This is a genomic window from Pseudomonas allii, assembly GCF_055380095.1.
Map to the genome: position 1 here is coordinate 6338829 of NZ_AP039450.1, position 15270 is coordinate 6354098.

The 15270-nt window shown below is 61.3% G+C and carries 18 protein-coding genes; 10 read left to right on the top strand and 8 right to left on the bottom strand.

All coding sequences use genetic code 11. The annotated features are described in order from the left end of the window. Positions 1 to 143: 143 nt before the first annotated feature. Positions 144 to 1538, top strand: coding sequence for an argininosuccinate lyase (argH, locus tag ACZ445_RS29215; protein ID WP_058424211.1), 1395 nt, complete (start codon positions 144 to 146; stop codon positions 1536 to 1538). Positions 1539 to 1709: 171 nt separating this feature from the next. On the opposite strand, the gene ACZ445_RS29220 is transcribed toward argH, so the two are convergent. Continuing rightward, positions 1710 to 2369, bottom strand: coding sequence for a glutathione S-transferase family protein (locus ACZ445_RS29220; RefSeq protein WP_033897504.1), 660 nt, complete (start codon positions 2367 to 2369; stop codon positions 1710 to 1712). A 126-nt stretch (positions 2370 to 2495) separates the two neighbouring features. Here ACZ445_RS29220 and ACZ445_RS29225 point away from each other — a divergent pair, with 126 nt between their 5' ends. The 3 genes from ACZ445_RS29225 (at position 2496) to ACZ445_RS29235 (ending at position 6140) form a co-directional block, all read left to right on the top strand. After that, positions 2496 to 2780, top strand: a complete 285-nt coding sequence (locus ACZ445_RS29225; protein WP_058424213.1) for a hypothetical protein — start codon at positions 2496 to 2498, stop codon at positions 2778 to 2780. A gap of 96 nt (positions 2781 to 2876) precedes the next feature. Further along, entirely contained in the window at positions 2877 to 3131 is a 255-nt protein-coding gene (locus tag ACZ445_RS29230) for a TIGR02647 family protein (RefSeq protein ID WP_010207442.1), read from the top strand. 168 nt (positions 3132 to 3299) lie between these two features. Next, positions 3300 to 6140, top strand: a complete 2841-nt coding sequence (locus ACZ445_RS29235; protein ID WP_058424214.1) for a class I adenylate cyclase — start codon at positions 3300 to 3302, stop codon at positions 6138 to 6140. On the opposite strand, the gene rnk is transcribed toward ACZ445_RS29235, so the two are convergent. The 3 genes from rnk to cyaY all read right to left on the bottom strand — a co-directional run bounded on the left by rnk (position 6137) and on the right by cyaY (position 7234). Further along, positions 6137 to 6550: a nucleoside diphosphate kinase regulator gene (gene rnk / locus ACZ445_RS29240; protein ID WP_058424215.1), complete on the bottom strand. Its 414-nt coding sequence runs from the start codon at positions 6548 to 6550 to the stop codon at positions 6137 to 6139. The genes ACZ445_RS29235 and rnk overlap by 4 nt on opposite strands. Positions 6551 to 6680: 130 nt before the next feature. Continuing rightward, positions 6681 to 6899 carry a DUF1289 domain-containing protein gene (locus tag ACZ445_RS29245; RefSeq protein ID WP_058424457.1) on the bottom strand — a complete coding sequence of 73 codons (219 nt, stop codon included), beginning with the start codon at positions 6897 to 6899 and terminating at the stop codon, positions 6681 to 6683. A gap of 2 nt (positions 6900 to 6901) precedes the next feature. Next, the gene (gene cyaY, locus ACZ445_RS29250; protein WP_058424216.1) at positions 6902 to 7234 is read right to left on the bottom strand and encodes an iron donor protein CyaY; all 333 of its coding nucleotides are present in this window, start codon (positions 7232 to 7234) and stop codon (positions 6902 to 6904) included. A 238-nt stretch (positions 7235 to 7472) separates the two neighbouring features. Between cyaY and lptM the strand changes: the two genes are divergently transcribed. The 6 genes from lptM to ACZ445_RS29280 are packed head-to-tail and all read left to right on the top strand — an operon-like array spanning position 7473 to position 12058. Continuing rightward, the gene (lptM, locus tag ACZ445_RS29255; RefSeq protein WP_010207449.1) at positions 7473 to 7643 is read left to right on the top strand and encodes an LPS translocon maturation chaperone LptM; all 171 of its coding nucleotides are present in this window, start codon (positions 7473 to 7475) and stop codon (positions 7641 to 7643) included. 9 nt (positions 7644 to 7652) lie between these two features. Next, complete coding sequence (lysA, locus tag ACZ445_RS29260) at positions 7653 to 8900, top strand: diaminopimelate decarboxylase (protein WP_310862875.1); 1248 nt, start codon at positions 7653 to 7655, stop codon at positions 8898 to 8900. 3 nt (positions 8901 to 8903) lie between these two features. Then, positions 8904 to 9734, top strand: coding sequence for a diaminopimelate epimerase (gene dapF / locus ACZ445_RS29265; RefSeq protein WP_058424218.1), 831 nt, complete (start codon positions 8904 to 8906; stop codon positions 9732 to 9734). 13 nt (positions 9735 to 9747) lie between these two features. Further along, a complete protein-coding gene (locus tag ACZ445_RS29270) occupies positions 9748 to 10464 on the top strand; it encodes a DUF484 family protein (RefSeq protein WP_025857458.1) in 717 nt (238 codons plus the stop codon). A 2-nt stretch (positions 10465 to 10466) separates the two neighbouring features. Further along, on the top strand, positions 10467 to 11366 hold the full coding sequence (gene xerC / locus ACZ445_RS29275) for a tyrosine recombinase XerC (protein WP_058424219.1): 900 nt from the start codon (positions 10467 to 10469) through the stop codon (positions 11364 to 11366). Next, positions 11363 to 12058 carry an HAD family hydrolase gene (locus ACZ445_RS29280; protein ID WP_058424220.1) on the top strand — a complete coding sequence of 232 codons (696 nt, stop codon included), beginning with the start codon at positions 11363 to 11365 and terminating at the stop codon, positions 12056 to 12058. The genes xerC and ACZ445_RS29280 overlap by 4 nt, the downstream gene beginning before the upstream one ends. Positions 12059 to 12242: 184 nt before the next feature. Here the strand turns inward: ACZ445_RS29280 and sutA are convergent, their stop codons facing one another. The 4 genes from sutA to glnK all read right to left on the bottom strand — a co-directional run bounded on the left by sutA (position 12243) and on the right by glnK (position 15020). Further along, complete coding sequence (sutA, locus tag ACZ445_RS29285) at positions 12243 to 12569, bottom strand: transcriptional regulator SutA (RefSeq protein WP_015886504.1); 327 nt, start codon at positions 12567 to 12569, stop codon at positions 12243 to 12245. Positions 12570 to 12672: 103 nt separating this feature from the next. After that, a complete protein-coding gene (locus ACZ445_RS29290; RefSeq protein WP_010567185.1) occupies positions 12673 to 13098 on the bottom strand; it encodes a secondary thiamine-phosphate synthase enzyme YjbQ in 426 nt (141 codons plus the stop codon). Positions 13099 to 13309: 211 nt separating this feature from the next. Continuing rightward, positions 13310 to 14647 (bottom strand): ammonium transporter, encoded by a 1338-nt coding sequence (locus tag ACZ445_RS29295; RefSeq protein WP_071488051.1) that lies wholly within the window; start codon positions 14645 to 14647, stop codon positions 13310 to 13312. 34 nt (positions 14648 to 14681) lie between these two features. Further along, positions 14682 to 15020, bottom strand: coding sequence for a P-II family nitrogen regulator (gene glnK / locus ACZ445_RS29300; protein WP_002555808.1), 339 nt, complete (start codon positions 15018 to 15020; stop codon positions 14682 to 14684). Positions 15021 to 15270: the final 250 nt, after the last annotated feature.

Here is a 15270-nt window from a genome sequence, read left to right on the forward strand (position 1 = left end):
GACGCGGTCGGCGGCAAGGCACTTAGCCATCCTTTGCACAAATAAAAATGCCGACGACCCGCGGCACCGCGTCCACGGGCAACCCTGTTATTATCGCCGGCACACTTCCATGCCTCTTTATTAAGCAGATCACGAGCGAATCCATGAGCACCGACAAGACCAACCAGTCCTGGGGCGGCCGCTTCAGTGAACCCGTCGACGCCTTCGTCGCCCGCTTCACCGCCTCCGTCACCTTCGACCAGCGCCTGTACCGCCACGACATCATGGGCTCCATCGCCCACGCGACGATGCTGGCCAAGGTCGGCGTGCTGACCGATGCCGAGCGCGATAGCATCATCGACGGCCTGACCACCATCCGTGGCGAGATCGAGGCCGGCACCTTCGACTGGCGCGTCGACCTGGAAGACGTGCACATGAACATCGAGGCCCGCCTCACCGACCGCATCGGTGTGACTGGCAAGAAGCTGCACACCGGCCGTAGCCGCAACGACCAGGTGGCCACTGATATCCGCCTGTGGCTGCGTGACGAGATCGACCTGATCCTGTCCGAAATCACCCGCCTGCAGAAAGGTTTGCTGGAGCAGGCCGAGCGTGAATCGGACACCATCATGCCGGGCTTTACTCACCTGCAGACCGCGCAACCGGTGACCTTCGGTCACCATCTGCTGGCCTGGTTCGAAATGCTCAGCCGCGACTACGAGCGCCTGGTGGACTGCCGCAAGCGCGCCAACCGCATGCCTCTGGGCAGCGCCGCTCTGGCCGGCACCACTTACCCGATCGACCGCGAGTACACCGCACAATTGCTGGGCTTCGACGCCGTTGGCGGCAACTCGCTGGACGGCGTGTCGGACCGTGACTTCGCCATCGAATTCTGTGCCGCCGCCAGTATTGCGATGATGCACCTGTCGCGCTTCTCCGAAGAGCTGGTGCTGTGGACCAGCGCGCAATTCCAGTTCATCGACCTGCCGGACCGCTTCTGCACCGGCAGTTCGATCATGCCGCAAAAGAAAAACCCCGACGTGCCCGAACTGGTGCGTGGCAAGAGCGGCCGCGTGTTCGGCGCCTTGATGGGCCTGCTGACCCTGATGAAAGGCCAACCCCTGGCCTACAACAAGGACAACCAGGAAGACAAGGAGCCGCTGTTCGACGCCGCCGACACCCTGCGCGACTCGCTGCGCGCGTTTGCCGACATGATCCCGGCGATCAAGCCCAAGCACGCGATCATGCGTGAAGCGGCGCTGCGCGGGTTCTCCACCGCGACCGACCTGGCGGACTACCTGGTGCGCCGTGGCCTGCCGTTCCGCGATTGCCACGAAATCGTCGGCCATGCCGTGAAGTACGGCGTGGACACCGGCAAGGACCTGGCGGAAATGAGCCTGGAGGAACTGCGCCAGTTCAGCGATCAGATCGAGCAGGACGTGTTTGCCGTGCTGACCCTGGAAGGTTCGGTGAATGCGCGTGACCATATTGGCGGGACTGCGCCGGCGCAGGTGAAGGCCGCCGTCGTGCGCGGTCAGGCGTTGCTCGCCAGCCGCTAAAAGCATCGCAGGCAAGCCAGCTCCCACAGGAAACCGAGTACCACCAGACACCTCGGTCAACTGCGGGAGCGGGCTTGCTCGCGAATACGGAGTGTCAGTCGCTACATGCGCTGGCGGACCCACCGCTTTCGCGAGCAAGCCCGCTCCCACACTTGATCCGCTCGTGCTGGCTTATTTCTTGGCAGCAATCATCGCCATAAACGCCGGCATCGCCGCCTCCCTGTCCGCTGCCACCTTCTGGGCATTGGGCATTGCATGCAGCCTGTCCAACAACGCCTTGGCCTTTGGCATCTCAGCCAGCCAATCCAGCCCAAACAGCTTCTCGCCCACCGCGCAGGCGAGGTTCACGCTGTACATGAAATACAAATCGGCAATCGTGAAGCTCTCCCCAGCGACATAAGGCGCGAACTTGCCGTGCCTGCCCAATGAACCAAAACCCAACAACAATTCGGCCTTGGACTTCTCCTTGATCGCCTCCGGCACCGGCATGCCGAAAAACGCTTCGGCAAAACACGCGCGAGCAGGCAACTCGATGTACAGCTCGATTTCCCGGCACAGCGCCAGCACCTGTGCACGCTGGAATGGCTCGGCCGGGAGCAGCGCTGGCCCTTCCTGGGTATGCTCGATGTATTCAAGGATCACACTGGTTTCGTTGATAAAACCCTGTTTCACGCCCAGCACCGGCACCTTGCCTCGCGGGCTCACCGCCAGGGCCTCCGGGGTTTGGCCCGCGTAAAAAGGCACCTCTTCGAACGGCAGCCCTTTCTCCAGCAGCGCCAGCTTGACCATGTTGTAGTAGTTACTGACCGAAAATCCGTAGAGCTTGAGCATTACAGGTGCCTCCAGGCCGGGAATGGGGTTGGCTGCAAGTTTTATAGCCCCCAGGGCCCGGCCTTGCCAGCAGCATCACCCACCTGAATGGGGGTAGACTGGCACCCTTTCCTTGAGGAGCCTGCCATGAGCGAGCCGACCGATATCGACAACGACGAAGAAGAATTCGCCGAGAACACCCTGATCGAAGCGATCGAAAACCAGATCGAAAGCGAAAACCCACCAGCGGCCAAAGCCACGTTCAACAAATTGACCCTGGTGGGTTACGAGCGTGAAGAGATCCTGCAACTGATGGCCCATGTGCTGGCTGTCGAGATCGATGCGCTGCTGGAAGAAGACCGCGCCTTCAATACCGAATGGTATGAAACTGCACTGCGCGCCCTGCCGGAACTGCCTCCGGAAAAGCAATAATCCAGGGGCGCAGCAACACGCTGGACAGTTCGGCAAAGTGCGTTCACCTTATGGCCTGCTAGCCTCTAATAAATTCTTAGAAAGTCTGGAGTCCTTATGTCGTATACCCCTGAGTTGGTTGCCGAACTGGAAATCCTTGTACTCTTCCCATTGGACAGCACCAAGGAAGGTCTGAAAGTTCACCAGACCGCTGCGCCCACTGCCATCGCCGCTGCCAAGCGCCTGCACGCGAAAGGACTTATCGACCAACCGGACGGGGGCTACCTGACCAGCCTTGGCCGGGACGCTGCCGAACAAGCCCAGACCCTGCTGACTATCTTGACCACCGCCACCACCAAAGAAGCCGCCTGATACCTGACACCGCCCATGGAGTCCGCCCCGTGCGGATTTCAAGGGCGTTGCCGTGCACGCGCAAAAATTCTGACGTCAAAAACCATTTCCCTCTAAACCTCCTACGCTACTGGCTGTAAACTCCTACACGGCTGCCCACGTCGGGCCCTGCGAGCCACCGACCTCGACATGACCCGCACCCATGAAATCCGCCCCGACCTGGACGAAGGCATCGACCGCAAGGTGCTGGCCCAATTGCGCGCGCGTTTCATGGCCCTCAACGAAGGCCGCATGGCCCGGGCTGTCGAAGGGCTGACACCGCGTCAGCAAAGCGTGCTGACCTTGTTGCCGCTGTTCTTTCACGTCAATCATCCGCTGCTGCCTGGCTATGTGTCGGGCAGTACACCGGCCGGCCTGTCGAATTTCGAGCCCGACGCCCAGGCGCTGACCGAAGCCCAGCGCCTGACCCGCTCGTTCTCCTACAAGCCACGCCACGGCAACCCACCACAGCCGATCCACGGCCTGTTCCTGATGGGCAGCCTTGGCACGCTGGCCCAGGCCGACCAGAGCGACATGGATGTGTGGGTGTGTCACGCCGCAGACCTGAGCGAGACGGAACTGGCCGAACTGCGCAAGAAATGCCAATTGCTGGAAGCCTGGGCCCTGACCATGGGCGCAGAGGCGCACTTCTTCCTGATCGAGCCGACACGCTTCGTGCTCGGTGAGCGCGACACCCAACTGAGTTCCGACGATTGCGGCACCACCCAGCATTACCTGTTGCTGGACGAGTTCTACCGCACCGCCATCTGGCTGGCCGGGCGCACGCCTATCTGGTGGCTGGTGCCGGTGTATGAAGAGACTCGTTATGCCGAGTTCACCCACACGCTGATTTCCAAGCGCTTTATCCGTGCCGACGAGACCCTGGACCTTGGCCATCTGGCGCGCATCCCGCCGGGCGAATTCATCGGCGCCGGGTTGTGGCAGCTATTCAAGGGCATCGAGTCGCCCTACAAATCGGTGCTCAAGCTGCTGCTGACCGAGGTCTACGCCAGCGAACATCCGAACGTGCATTGCCTGAGCCTGCGCTTCAAGCGGGCGGTATTCGCCAACCAGATGGATCTGGATGAGCTGGACCCGTACATCGTGGTGTACCGCCGCATCGAGGAATACCTCAAGGCCCGCAACGAGCCCGAGCGTCTGGAACTGGTGCGGCGCGCGCTGTACCTGAAGGTCAACCGCAAACTCAGCGCCGGCCAGCGCAGCACCAGCTGGCAACGCCTGCTGCTGGAGCGCCTGGCCCATGAGTGGGGCTGGGACCAACGCCAACTGACGCTGCTGGACAGTCGCAGCCAATGGAAAGTACGTCAGGTTGCTTCCGAGCGCCGGGCGCTGGTCAACGAGCTCAATTACAGCTATCGCTTCCTGACCCAGTTCGCCCGCACCGAACAGACCGTCAGCCTGATCAACAAACGCGACCTCAACGTATTGGGTCGGCGCCTGTACGCCGCCTTTGAACGCAAGGCCGGCAAGGTCGAGTTCATCAACCCTGGCATCGCCCCGGACTTGGCCGAAGACACCCTGACCCTGGTGCAATCACCCAATCGCAAGGAGCCGGGCCAGCACCACTGGGGCCTCTACAACGGCAACCTGACAGCCCTGGAGTGGGAGCACTTCGCGCCGATCAAGCGCAGCCGCGATCTGCTGGAGATGCTCACCTGGTGCCATCGCAACGGCGTGATCGACAGCAGCACCCGCCTGGCACTGCACCCCGGCACCAGCGACATGACCGAGTTCGAGCTGTTCAACCTGCTGGGCAGCCTGCAACAGAGCATCGCCCTGCCCCTGGTCAGTGTCGATGAAGAACGCCTGCTGCGCTCGGCGGTGCCCGAAGAAGTGTTGCTGCTGATCAACGTCGGCGTCGACCCGCTCAAGCACCACCGCGACCTGAACATCCTGATGACCACCGAGCGCACCGACTCCCTGAGCTATGCCGGGGTGCGCGACAACCTGGTGCTGACGCTGGACCAAGTCACGCTCAATAGCTGGAACGAGGTGATGGTCAGCCGCTACGACGGCCCGCACGCCCTGCTCGACTGCCTGCGCGACTACCTCAATCAATTGCCGGCCGACCATCTGCCACGGCTGCGGGTGCGCTGCTTCTGTCACAACCGTGCGCAGTTCATTGCCCAGCGCGTGGAAGAAATCTTCGACACCGCGCAGAACCTGCTGCTGGGCCAGGGCAATCATCGTTACCTGCTCCAGGTGCAGCAGCACTATCACGTGATGGAGTTGATACCGGGCCAGGCCACTCACGTGTCACTGCCGACCCAGGAGGCGCTGATCGCCTACCTCAGCGAAGAACTGGCCAGCTACAGCCCGCTGCACCTGGACGCCATGGCGCTGGAGGACCACGACTTGGCGCTGCTGCTGCCGATGGGCCTGCCCGATTGTGTGCAGGTGTTTTACCGGGTCAACGAGGGCTTCGCTGAGCTGTATGTGCTGGATGAGTTCAACGCGCTGTGGCAACAGCGCTTGCCGTTCCATGACGAACAGAGCCTGCTGGCGCCGTTGCAGCGTTTCTTGCAGTCGATCATTTATCGCCGCGACGCGCTGTCACCGCTGGACCCGCATGAGCCACTGGGCGCAGTGCAAACCTTGTACTACCAACTGTTGCCGTCGGGCAGCGGTCGCGCACGTGGCATCGAGCCTCGTCCTGCGCCATTGAACCCGGCGAACAAACCGTTCTATGACGTGCAGGCGATTATCGGCAAGGCCGCGCCGGGCCAGGTGGGGATCACCCTGTACTGCAATCAGCGGGAGTTTTCCGAACTGGAATTTGGCGACCAGCTATTTGCAGTGGTCGCCCAGGAAATCGTCGGGCAACGCCGGGAGCCCGAACGTTACCGCTGCTACATCACCGACCTCGACCTGTCCGGCCTGCTCGGTGATGTGCAAAGCCCAAGCAACCTGTACCTGCGGTACAAGGCCGAGCTGGAACTGTCGCTTAACGAGGCACTGGGCCAGATTTAAAGGGGGAAGGCACCGCCGTCTTTAGGCTGGCCTTCAACACTGAGCAATTCCAGCTTGAGCGTCTTGCCACCCGGGGCTGGCCAGTCGATGTGCTGGCCAACCTGCAGACCCAGCAAGGCGCTGCCCACCGGCGCCAGAATCGAAATCTTGCCTTCATCGGCATTGGCGTCTTTCGGGTAGACCAGGGTCAGGTGGTAATCCTTGCCGCTGCCTTGCTCACGGCAATGCACGCTGGAGTTCATGGTCACGACACCCGCAGGCACTTCATCGTGGCCAACCACTTCTTCGGCGCGGTCGAGTTCGGCTTGCAACGCTTCGACGCCGGGAGATTCGTCGCCCAGGCGGTCGATCAGTTGCTCCAGACGCTGCACGTCAAGACGGGTGAGGATGATGGACGGTGCGGTGGTCATGATTCAGGCAGACTCCTTTTTTCTGCACAAAAAAGCAAAACCCCGCCAGGAAAGGCGGGGTTCTCACGGGCCTCGATGAGTTGAGGCGTATCCGGACACTACCACAGCGTCACAAATAAACAAGACAGCCTCAGGCGTGGGCCCGGCGCTGCTCGGCCTCGGCGCAGATGATCCGGCGCCGTGCATCGTCGGCAGAGCGCCATTCACGGATGTCTTCCACATGGCGGAAGCAGCCGAGGCAGACTTTCTGCTCGTCCAGGCGACACAAACTGATACAAGGTGACGGCACCGCCGGGCTGACATTACTGAACAGCGGCTTGGGCGGACGTACGGGAGCAGACTGGGTCACGATCAAATCTCGTCGACGTCCAGCGCTTCGCCGGTATATTCCTCGACCAGGCGCGCGAGCATTTCACCCAACAGCTCCTCACTTTTGTCGCACTGCCATTTGCCGCTTTCTTCGTCATAGTCGAAGTGAACGCCACCGGAACGTGCTGCCAACCACAGCTGACGCAAAGGCTCCTGGCGGCTGAAGATCAGTTGCTGACCGCTCTCGAACTTGACGGTCAGCACGCCAGCCGAGTTTTCCAGGTCCACGTCCAGGCCGCTGTCATCGAAAATATCTTCCAGCGCCTGCTGGGTCGAATCCACCAGGTCGTGAAAACGGGCTTCGGTCAAACTCATTGTGGCAACCTCAAAAGTGTCTGGTTTTGCTCAAGCGCCGCACGATACGGGCGAGCCCCGCCGATTGCAAAGGATACCGATTCCATCGCGATTGGCGGTATGAAATATCCACGGCCAGCGTAGTCCACTTCATAACCCTGTCGGCAAACCCCCGCCGGACGGGTATTCCAGCGCATAGGCAAGCTGGCGGGTGGTCGGTATACTCGGGCGCAATTAATGCATATTCAAGGATTTCGCCATGAAGCGCCTGATCTCTTCCCTTGCTGCGCTCGTCGCGGTCGCTTGCCTCGTTAGTGCCTGTGGTCAAAAAGGCCCGCTGTACCTGCCCGATGACAGCAAAGACCCGAATGAACAGGCGCAATCGTCGCAAAAACCATCCAAAGCGCATAAGCACGACACCTACGAATAAGGGTACTCCATGGACGCTTTTAACTACCGGGACGGCGAGCTGTTCGCGGAAGGCGTGGCGTTGTCCGCGATTGCCCAGCGCTTTGGCACCCCCACCTATGTGTACTCCCGTGCGCATATCGAAGCCCAGTACCGCTCGTTCACCGATGCGCTCGACGGCGTGCCGCACCTTGTGTGCTACGCGGTCAAGGCCAACTCCAACCTGGGTGTACTGAATGTCCTGGCGCGACTCGGCGCTGGTTTTGACATCGTCTCCCGTGGCGAGCTGGAACGTGTACTGGCTGCCGGCGGTAAAGCCGACAAGATCGTGTTCTCCGGCGTCGGCAAGACCCGCGAAGACATGCGCCGCGCTTTGGAAGTCGGCGTGCATTGCTTCAACATCGAATCCACCGACGAACTCGAGCGCCTGCAGGTCGTGGCCGCCGAGATGGGCGTTCGCGCGCCGATCTCCCTGCGCGTCAACCCGGACGTCGACGCCGGCACCCACCCGTACATTTCCACCGGTCTCAAAGAGAACAAGTTCGGCATCGCCATCGCCGACGCCGAAGACGTGTACATCCGCGCCGCCCAACTGCCGAACCTGGAAGTGCTGGGCGTCGACTGCCATATCGGCTCGCAGCTGACCAGCCTGCCACCGTTCCTGGATGCTCTTGACCGCCTGTTGGCGCTGATCGACCGTCTCGGCGAATGCGGCATCTACCTGCACCATATCGACCTCGGTGGTGGTGTAGGCGTGCGTTATCGCGACGAAGAGCCGCCGCTGATTGCCGACTATATCCATGCCGTGCGCGAGCGCATCGAAGGCCGCGAACTGACGCTGATGTTCGAGCCGGGCCGCTATATCGTCGCCAACGCGGGCGTGCTGCTGACCCAGGTCGAGTACCTCAAGCACACCGAGCACAAGGACTTCGCCATCGTCGACGCGGCGATGAACGACCTGATCCGCCCGGCGCTGTACCAGGCCTGGATGAATGTCACCGCCGTGACGCCTCGCGCCAGCGAAGCCCGCGCCTACGACATCGTCGGCCCGATCTGCGAGACCGGCGACTTCCTGGCCAAGGAGCGTCAGCTGGCCCTGGAAGAAGGCGATCTGCTGGCCGTGCATTCGGCCGGTGCCTATGGGTTTGTCATGAGTTCCAACTACAACACCCGCGGGCGTACCGCCGAGGTGCTGGTGGACGGTGATCAAGCGTTTGAAGTGCGTCGCCGCGAGACGGTAGCCGAGTTGTATGCTGGCGAAAGCCTGCTGCCGGAGTAAGCCATGCTGCTGCGTTTTACCAAGATGCACGGGCTGGGCAATGATTTCATGGTCCTCGACCTGGTCAGCCAGCACGCGCATATCCTGCCCAAGCACGCTAAACAGTGGGGCGACCGTCACACCGGCATTGGTTTCGACCAGTTGCTGATCGTCGAGGCGCCGAGCAACCCGGAAGTGGATTTCCGTTACCGGATCTTCAACTCCGACGGGTCCGAAGTGGAACAGTGCGGCAACGGCGCGCGCTGCTTCGCCCGCTTCGTGCTCGACAAGCGCCTGACCGCCAAGCGGCAGATCCGCGTCGAGACCAAGAGCGGCGTAATCGAGCTGGATATCCGCAGCGATGGCCAGATCAGCGTCAACATGGGCGCGCCACGCCTGGTGCCGGCGGATATTCCGTTCCAGGCCACCGAGCAGGCAGTCAGCTATGCGTTGGACGTGGACGGCAAGACCGTCGACATCGCTGCCGTGTCCATGGGCAACCCCCATGCCGTGCTGCGGGTCAACGACATCAATAACGCCCCCGTGCATGAATGGGGGCCGAAGATCGAACATCACCCGCGCTTTCCGGCACGGGTCAACGTGGGCTTCCTGCAGGTGATCGACCGTACCCGCGCGCAATTGCGCGTGTGGGAACGCGGCGCCGGCGAAACCCAGGCCTGCGGCACCGGTGCATGCGCCGCTGCCGTGGCTGCGATCAGCCAGGGGTGGATGGATTCGCCGCTGCTGATCGACCTGCCCGGTGGACGCTTGTCCATCGAGTGGGCAGGCCCTGGCCACCCGGTGATGATGACCGGGCCGGCCTCGCGCGTATACGAAGGACAGGTCCGTCTATGAGTGAGTCAAGCCAATGACCGATAAGCCTCAAGTACCCGCACAAGCAACCCCGAGCGACAGCCTGGAGGCCGCTGCCGTCGCGGCGTACCTTGAGGCTAATCCGGACTTCTTCGTCGAACACGAAGAGCTGTTGCCGGCACTGCGCATTCCTCACCAACGCGGCGACACCGTATCGCTGGTGGAGCGGCAGATGAAGATCCTGCGCGAGCGCAACATTGAAATGCGCCACAAGCTCTCGCACCTGATGGACGTCGCCCGCGACAACGACCGCCTGTTCGAGAAAACCCGCCGCCTCATCCTGACCCTGATGGACGCCACCAGCCTGGAAGAAACAGTGATCGCGGTGGAAGACAGCCTGCGCCAGGACTTCCAGGTGCCGTTCGTGAGCCTGATCCTGTTCAGCGACAACCCGATGCCGGTGGGTCGCTGGGTCAGCGGCAGCGACGCGCAAACCGCCATCGGCGGGCTGCTGTCCGAAGGCAAGACCATCAGCGGCACCTTGCGTGAGCATGAGCTGGACTTCCTGTTCGGCGCCGAACAGCGCAAGCAGATCGGCTCCACCGCCGTCGTCGCCCTCAGTCATCAAGGCCTGCATGGCGTACTGGCCATCGCCAGCCGCGATCCTCAGCACTACAAAAGCTCCGTGGGCACCTTGTTCCTGACCTACATCGCCGAAGTGCTGGGCCGCGTCCTGCCGCGCTTCACCACCGCCCTGCGCGCGGTGCGCTAGCCATGGAACGGCAACTGGACGCTTACTGCGCTCACCTGCGCAACGAGCGCCAGGTGTCGCCCCATACCCTGGAAGCCTATCGACGGGACTTGAACAAGGTCCTGGCGTACTGCGAGAAACAACGGATCGACAGCTGGAAGGCCCTGGATATCCAGGGCCTGCGCAGCCTGATCGCGCGCCTGCACCAGGCCGGCCAATCCTCGCGCAGCCTGTCGCGACTGCTCTCGGCGGTGCGCGGACTCTATCACTACCTGAACCGTGAAGGCCTGTGCGACCACGACCCGGCCAACGGCCTGTCGCCGCCCAAGGGCGAGCGACGCCTGCCCAAGACCCTGGACACCGACCGCGCCCTGCAACTGCTCGATGGTGCGGTCGAGGATGACTTTCTCGCCCATCGCGACCAGGCGATCCTGGAGCTGTTCTATTCCTCGGGCCTGCGCCTTTCTGAGCTGACCGGCCTGAACCTGGATCAATTGGACCTGGCAGATGGCCTGGTGCAAGTGCTCGGCAAGGGCAGCAAGACCCGCGTCCTGCCGGTAGGCCGCAAGGCACGGGAGGCGTTGCAGCTGTGGTTGCCGCTGCGCCTGTTGACCAACCCGGCGGACGATGCGGTGTTCGTCAGTCAGCAAGGCCGGCGTCTTGGACCAAGGGCGATTCAGGTGCGGGTGAAGGCCGCCGGGGAGCGAGAGCTGGGGCAGAACCTGCACCCACATATGCTGCGACACTCTTTCGCCAGCCATCTGCTGGAATCGTCCCAGGACCTGCGCGCCGTGCAAGAGCTACTGGGCCACTCCGATATCAAGACCACACAGATCTATACCCATCTGGATTTCCAACACCTGGCAACGGTGTACGACAGCGCCCACCCAAGGGCCAAACGCATCAAGGACGGCGACTCATGAGTATCAAGCTGATCACCTTCGACCTGGACGACACGCTCTGGGACAACGTTCCCGTCATCATCAGCGCCGAGGCGTCGATGCGCGAATGGCTGGCGCTCAACGCCGCCAAAGTCGGCGATTTGCCGCTGGAGCACTTCGCCAGTCTTCGCCAGCAGGTGCTGGAGCGCCATCCTGAGCTGAAACACCGCATCAGCATCCTGCGCCACCGGGTGTTGCTGCATGCGTTTGAAGAGGCTGGTTATCCACAGCCTGAGGCCACGGAAATGGCAGATGTGTGCTTCGAAGCATTCATCCACGCGCGCCACCAGCTCACCCCGTTTCCCGAAGCCGAACCTATGCTCCAGGCGCTGCGCCAGCACTTCCTGTTGGGTGTGATCACCAACGGAAATGCGGATGTGCAGCGCGTTGGCCTGGCGGACTACTTCCATTTTGCGCTGCGCGCCGAAGATATCGGCATCGCCAAGCCGGATGTGCGGTTGTTTCAGGAAGCGTTGCAACGTGGTGGCGTGGACGCTGGTGCGGCGGTGCATGTTGGCGATCACCCTGGGGATGATATTGCCGGGGCGCAGCAGGCGGGGTTACGGGCGGTGTGGTTTAACCCGATGGGTAAGGCATGGGAGGGAGACAAGCGTCCGGATGCGCAGATTCGTAGCCTGACAGAGTTGCCGGAACTGCTGCGCAGCTGGAAGTAACACCGTAGCTCAACATGTGGGAGGGGGCTTGCCCCCGATGACAGTGGGTCAGCCAATATATTCGTTGGCTGATACACCGCTATCGGGGGCAAGCCCCCTCCCACATTTTTTATCGCCGGTGACCTCCGGGCATGAAAAAACCCGCAGCGACGGCGGGTTTTTTCTTACAAGCAGGTGACTGACCTCAGATAGGTCGGCTGCCGTACTTGTTATCCGGCTTCTTCGGTGGATCTGCCACCACGTTAGCCTCGACTTCCTGCACTTTGCCGCCTTTAGCGAGGAACTCTTCCATCGCACGGGCCAGGGCATCACGCTCTTTGTTCTTGGCTTCAACGCTCGGCAATTCATCGACCGACACAGCCGCCTTGGCTTTGCCTTTGGCAGCCGGGACGGGTGCATCATCGCCACCGTCGTCGTCGGCAACGTCTTCCGCCGCCGCTTCAAGACCTTCTTCGGTGTCGTCTTCGTCACCTACTTCGAGTTCGTCGTTTTCCAGATCATCGTCGCTCATGTTCTACCTCATGACTTGCGAAAAGCAGATTAGTTATAGCCCAGCTTCACCCTCTGTCGACGGCTGCCGGAAAAAAATCAACATCCACTGGATAACCAGTGGCTTATGCCCCGTCACCGTGCAGGGTGGCAAGGACTTTACGAGCACCGCCATGATCACGGTGCTCGCCCAGATAAACACCTTGCCAGGTCCCCATCGCCAAGCGGCCGGCCTTCACCGGCAAACTCAGCTGGCAGCCCAGGAGACTGGCCTTGAAGTGCGCCGGCAGGTCATCCGGACCTTCGTCGTTGTGTTCGAACCCTGCAAGGCCTTGCGGCACCAGCGAGTTGAAATAACGTTCGAAGTCACGGCGTACCGCCGGGTCGGCATTCTCGTTGACGGTCAACGAGGCCGAGGTGTGCTGCAGCCACAGATGCAATAAGCCCACGCGACAGGCCTTCAATTCAGGCAAGCCGGCCAGCAACTCATCGGTTACCAGGTGAAAGCCCCGGGGCTTGGCCCGCAGGGTAATCAGGGTCTGTTGCCACATACAGTTCTCCGCCCATCGGCGCGCATTCTAGCGCGCTCAGGGAAAAAACAAAGTGCCGAATACGCCTACATGCCTGTAAGACATTGGCATGCGGAAAAGTGCCGTGTGCATCCCATCACAAACATCGCTTAAAAACCGCTACAGCGTGTTACGACTGACAAACACCAGACAAAAAAATGCCCGGCAAGCCGGGCATCTTTTTTTCGCGTACTTACAAGTTGTAGCCGCGTTCGTTGTGTTGCGCCAGGTCGAGGCCGACCGCCTCTTCCTCTTCGGTCACCCGCAGGCCCATGACCATATCCAGCACCTTGAGGATGATGAAGGTCACGATAGCGGTGTAGATCACCGTGAAGCCGACGCCTTTGGCCTGGATCCAGACCTGTGCAGCCACGTCAGTCACCGTGCCGAAGCCGCCCAGTGCAGGGGCTGCGAACACACCGGTGAGGATCGCACCGACGATACCGCCGATACCGTGTACACCGAATGCGTCCAGGGAATCGTCGTAGCCCAGCTTGCGCTTGAGGCTGGTGGCGCAGAAGAAGCAGATCACACCGGCGACCAGGCCGATCACCAGGGCGCCCATCGGGCCTACGGTGCCAGCAGCCGGAGTGATTGCCACCAGGCCGGCCACCACCCCCGAGGCGATGCCCAGTGCGCTTGGCTTACCGTGAGTGATCCACTCGGCGAACATCCAGCCCAGCGCCGCAGCAGCGGTAGCGATCTGGGTGACCAGCATCGCCATGCCGGCAGTGCCGTTGGCCGCAGCGGCGGAGCCGGCGTTAAAGCCGAACCAGCCGATCCACAGCATCGCCGCGCCAATCAGGGTGTAACCGAGGTTGTGCGGTGCCATCGGGGTGGTCGGGAAGCCTTTACGCTTGCCGAGCACGATGCACGCCACCAGGCCAGCCACACCGGCGTTGATGTGCACCACGGTGCCGCCAGCGAAGTCCAGCACGCCCCAGTCCCACAGCAAGCCACCATTACCGCTCCAGACCATGTGTGCGATTGGCGCATAGACGAGGGTGAACCAGATGGCCATGAAGATCAGCATCGCGGAGAACTTCATGCGCTCGGCGAACGCACCGACGATCAGCGCCGGGGTAATGATGGCGAAGGTCATCTGGAAGGTGATGAACACCGCTTCCGGGAACAACGCCGCAGGCCCGGTGATGCTGGCCGGGGTCACGCCCGCCAGGAACGCCTTGCCCATGCCGCCGAAGAAGGAGTTGAAGTTGACGACGCCCTGCTCCATACCGGTCGTGTCGAACGCGATGCTGTAGCCGTAGATGACCCACAACACGCTGATCAGGCCAGTGATGGCGAAGCACTGCATCATCACGGAAAGAATGTTTTTGGAGCGCACCATGCCGCCGTAGAACAGCGCCAGGCCTGGAATGGTCATGAACAGCACCAGCGCGGTGGATGTGAGCATCCACGCCGTGTCGCCGGAATTGAGGACTGGAGCCGCCACTTCGTCTGCCGCCATGGCCAGGCTTGGCATTACGATGGACAACAGGGCTCCGAGCCCTGCGAATTTACGCAGAGTCATATTGTTTTCTCCTGGGGCGTTGGGGTTTGGCGGCTTAGATTGCGTCGGTATCGGTTTCGCCGGTACGGATGCGAATAGCCTGTTCCAGATTGACCACGAAGATCTTGCCGTCACCGATCTTGCCGGTGTTGGCGGCCTTGGTTATCGCCTCGATAACCCGGTCAAGATCCTTGTCGTCAATGGCGACATCAATCTTCACCTTCGGCAGGAAATCGACTACGTATTCCGCGCCGCGATACAGCTCGGTGTGACCCTTCTGCCGACCGAAGCCTTTGACCTCAGTAACGGTAATGCCCTGCACGCCGATCTCGGACAACGACTCGCGTACATCGTCCAACTTGAACGGCTTGATGATGGCAGTGACTAGCTTCATGAAAACTCTCTCCCGAATTGGTGGACTTGCCCCAGGAAAACAAACCCGTCTCAAGTCTAAGCGCAGTGCCTGGCTTTGTAACGCGTCGTCGCCTCGGCATTTGCCGTTACGACGCCAGCGAACCACTGGTGACGAAACCTGTACCCCTGATCCGTCGGCGCACTGCATTCGTCACAGCGACTGCATCAGTGCATGGGTCATGATCGTCTAAGCAGAAACCTTGCCAGCTCCGTAAAAATCACTGAAATCA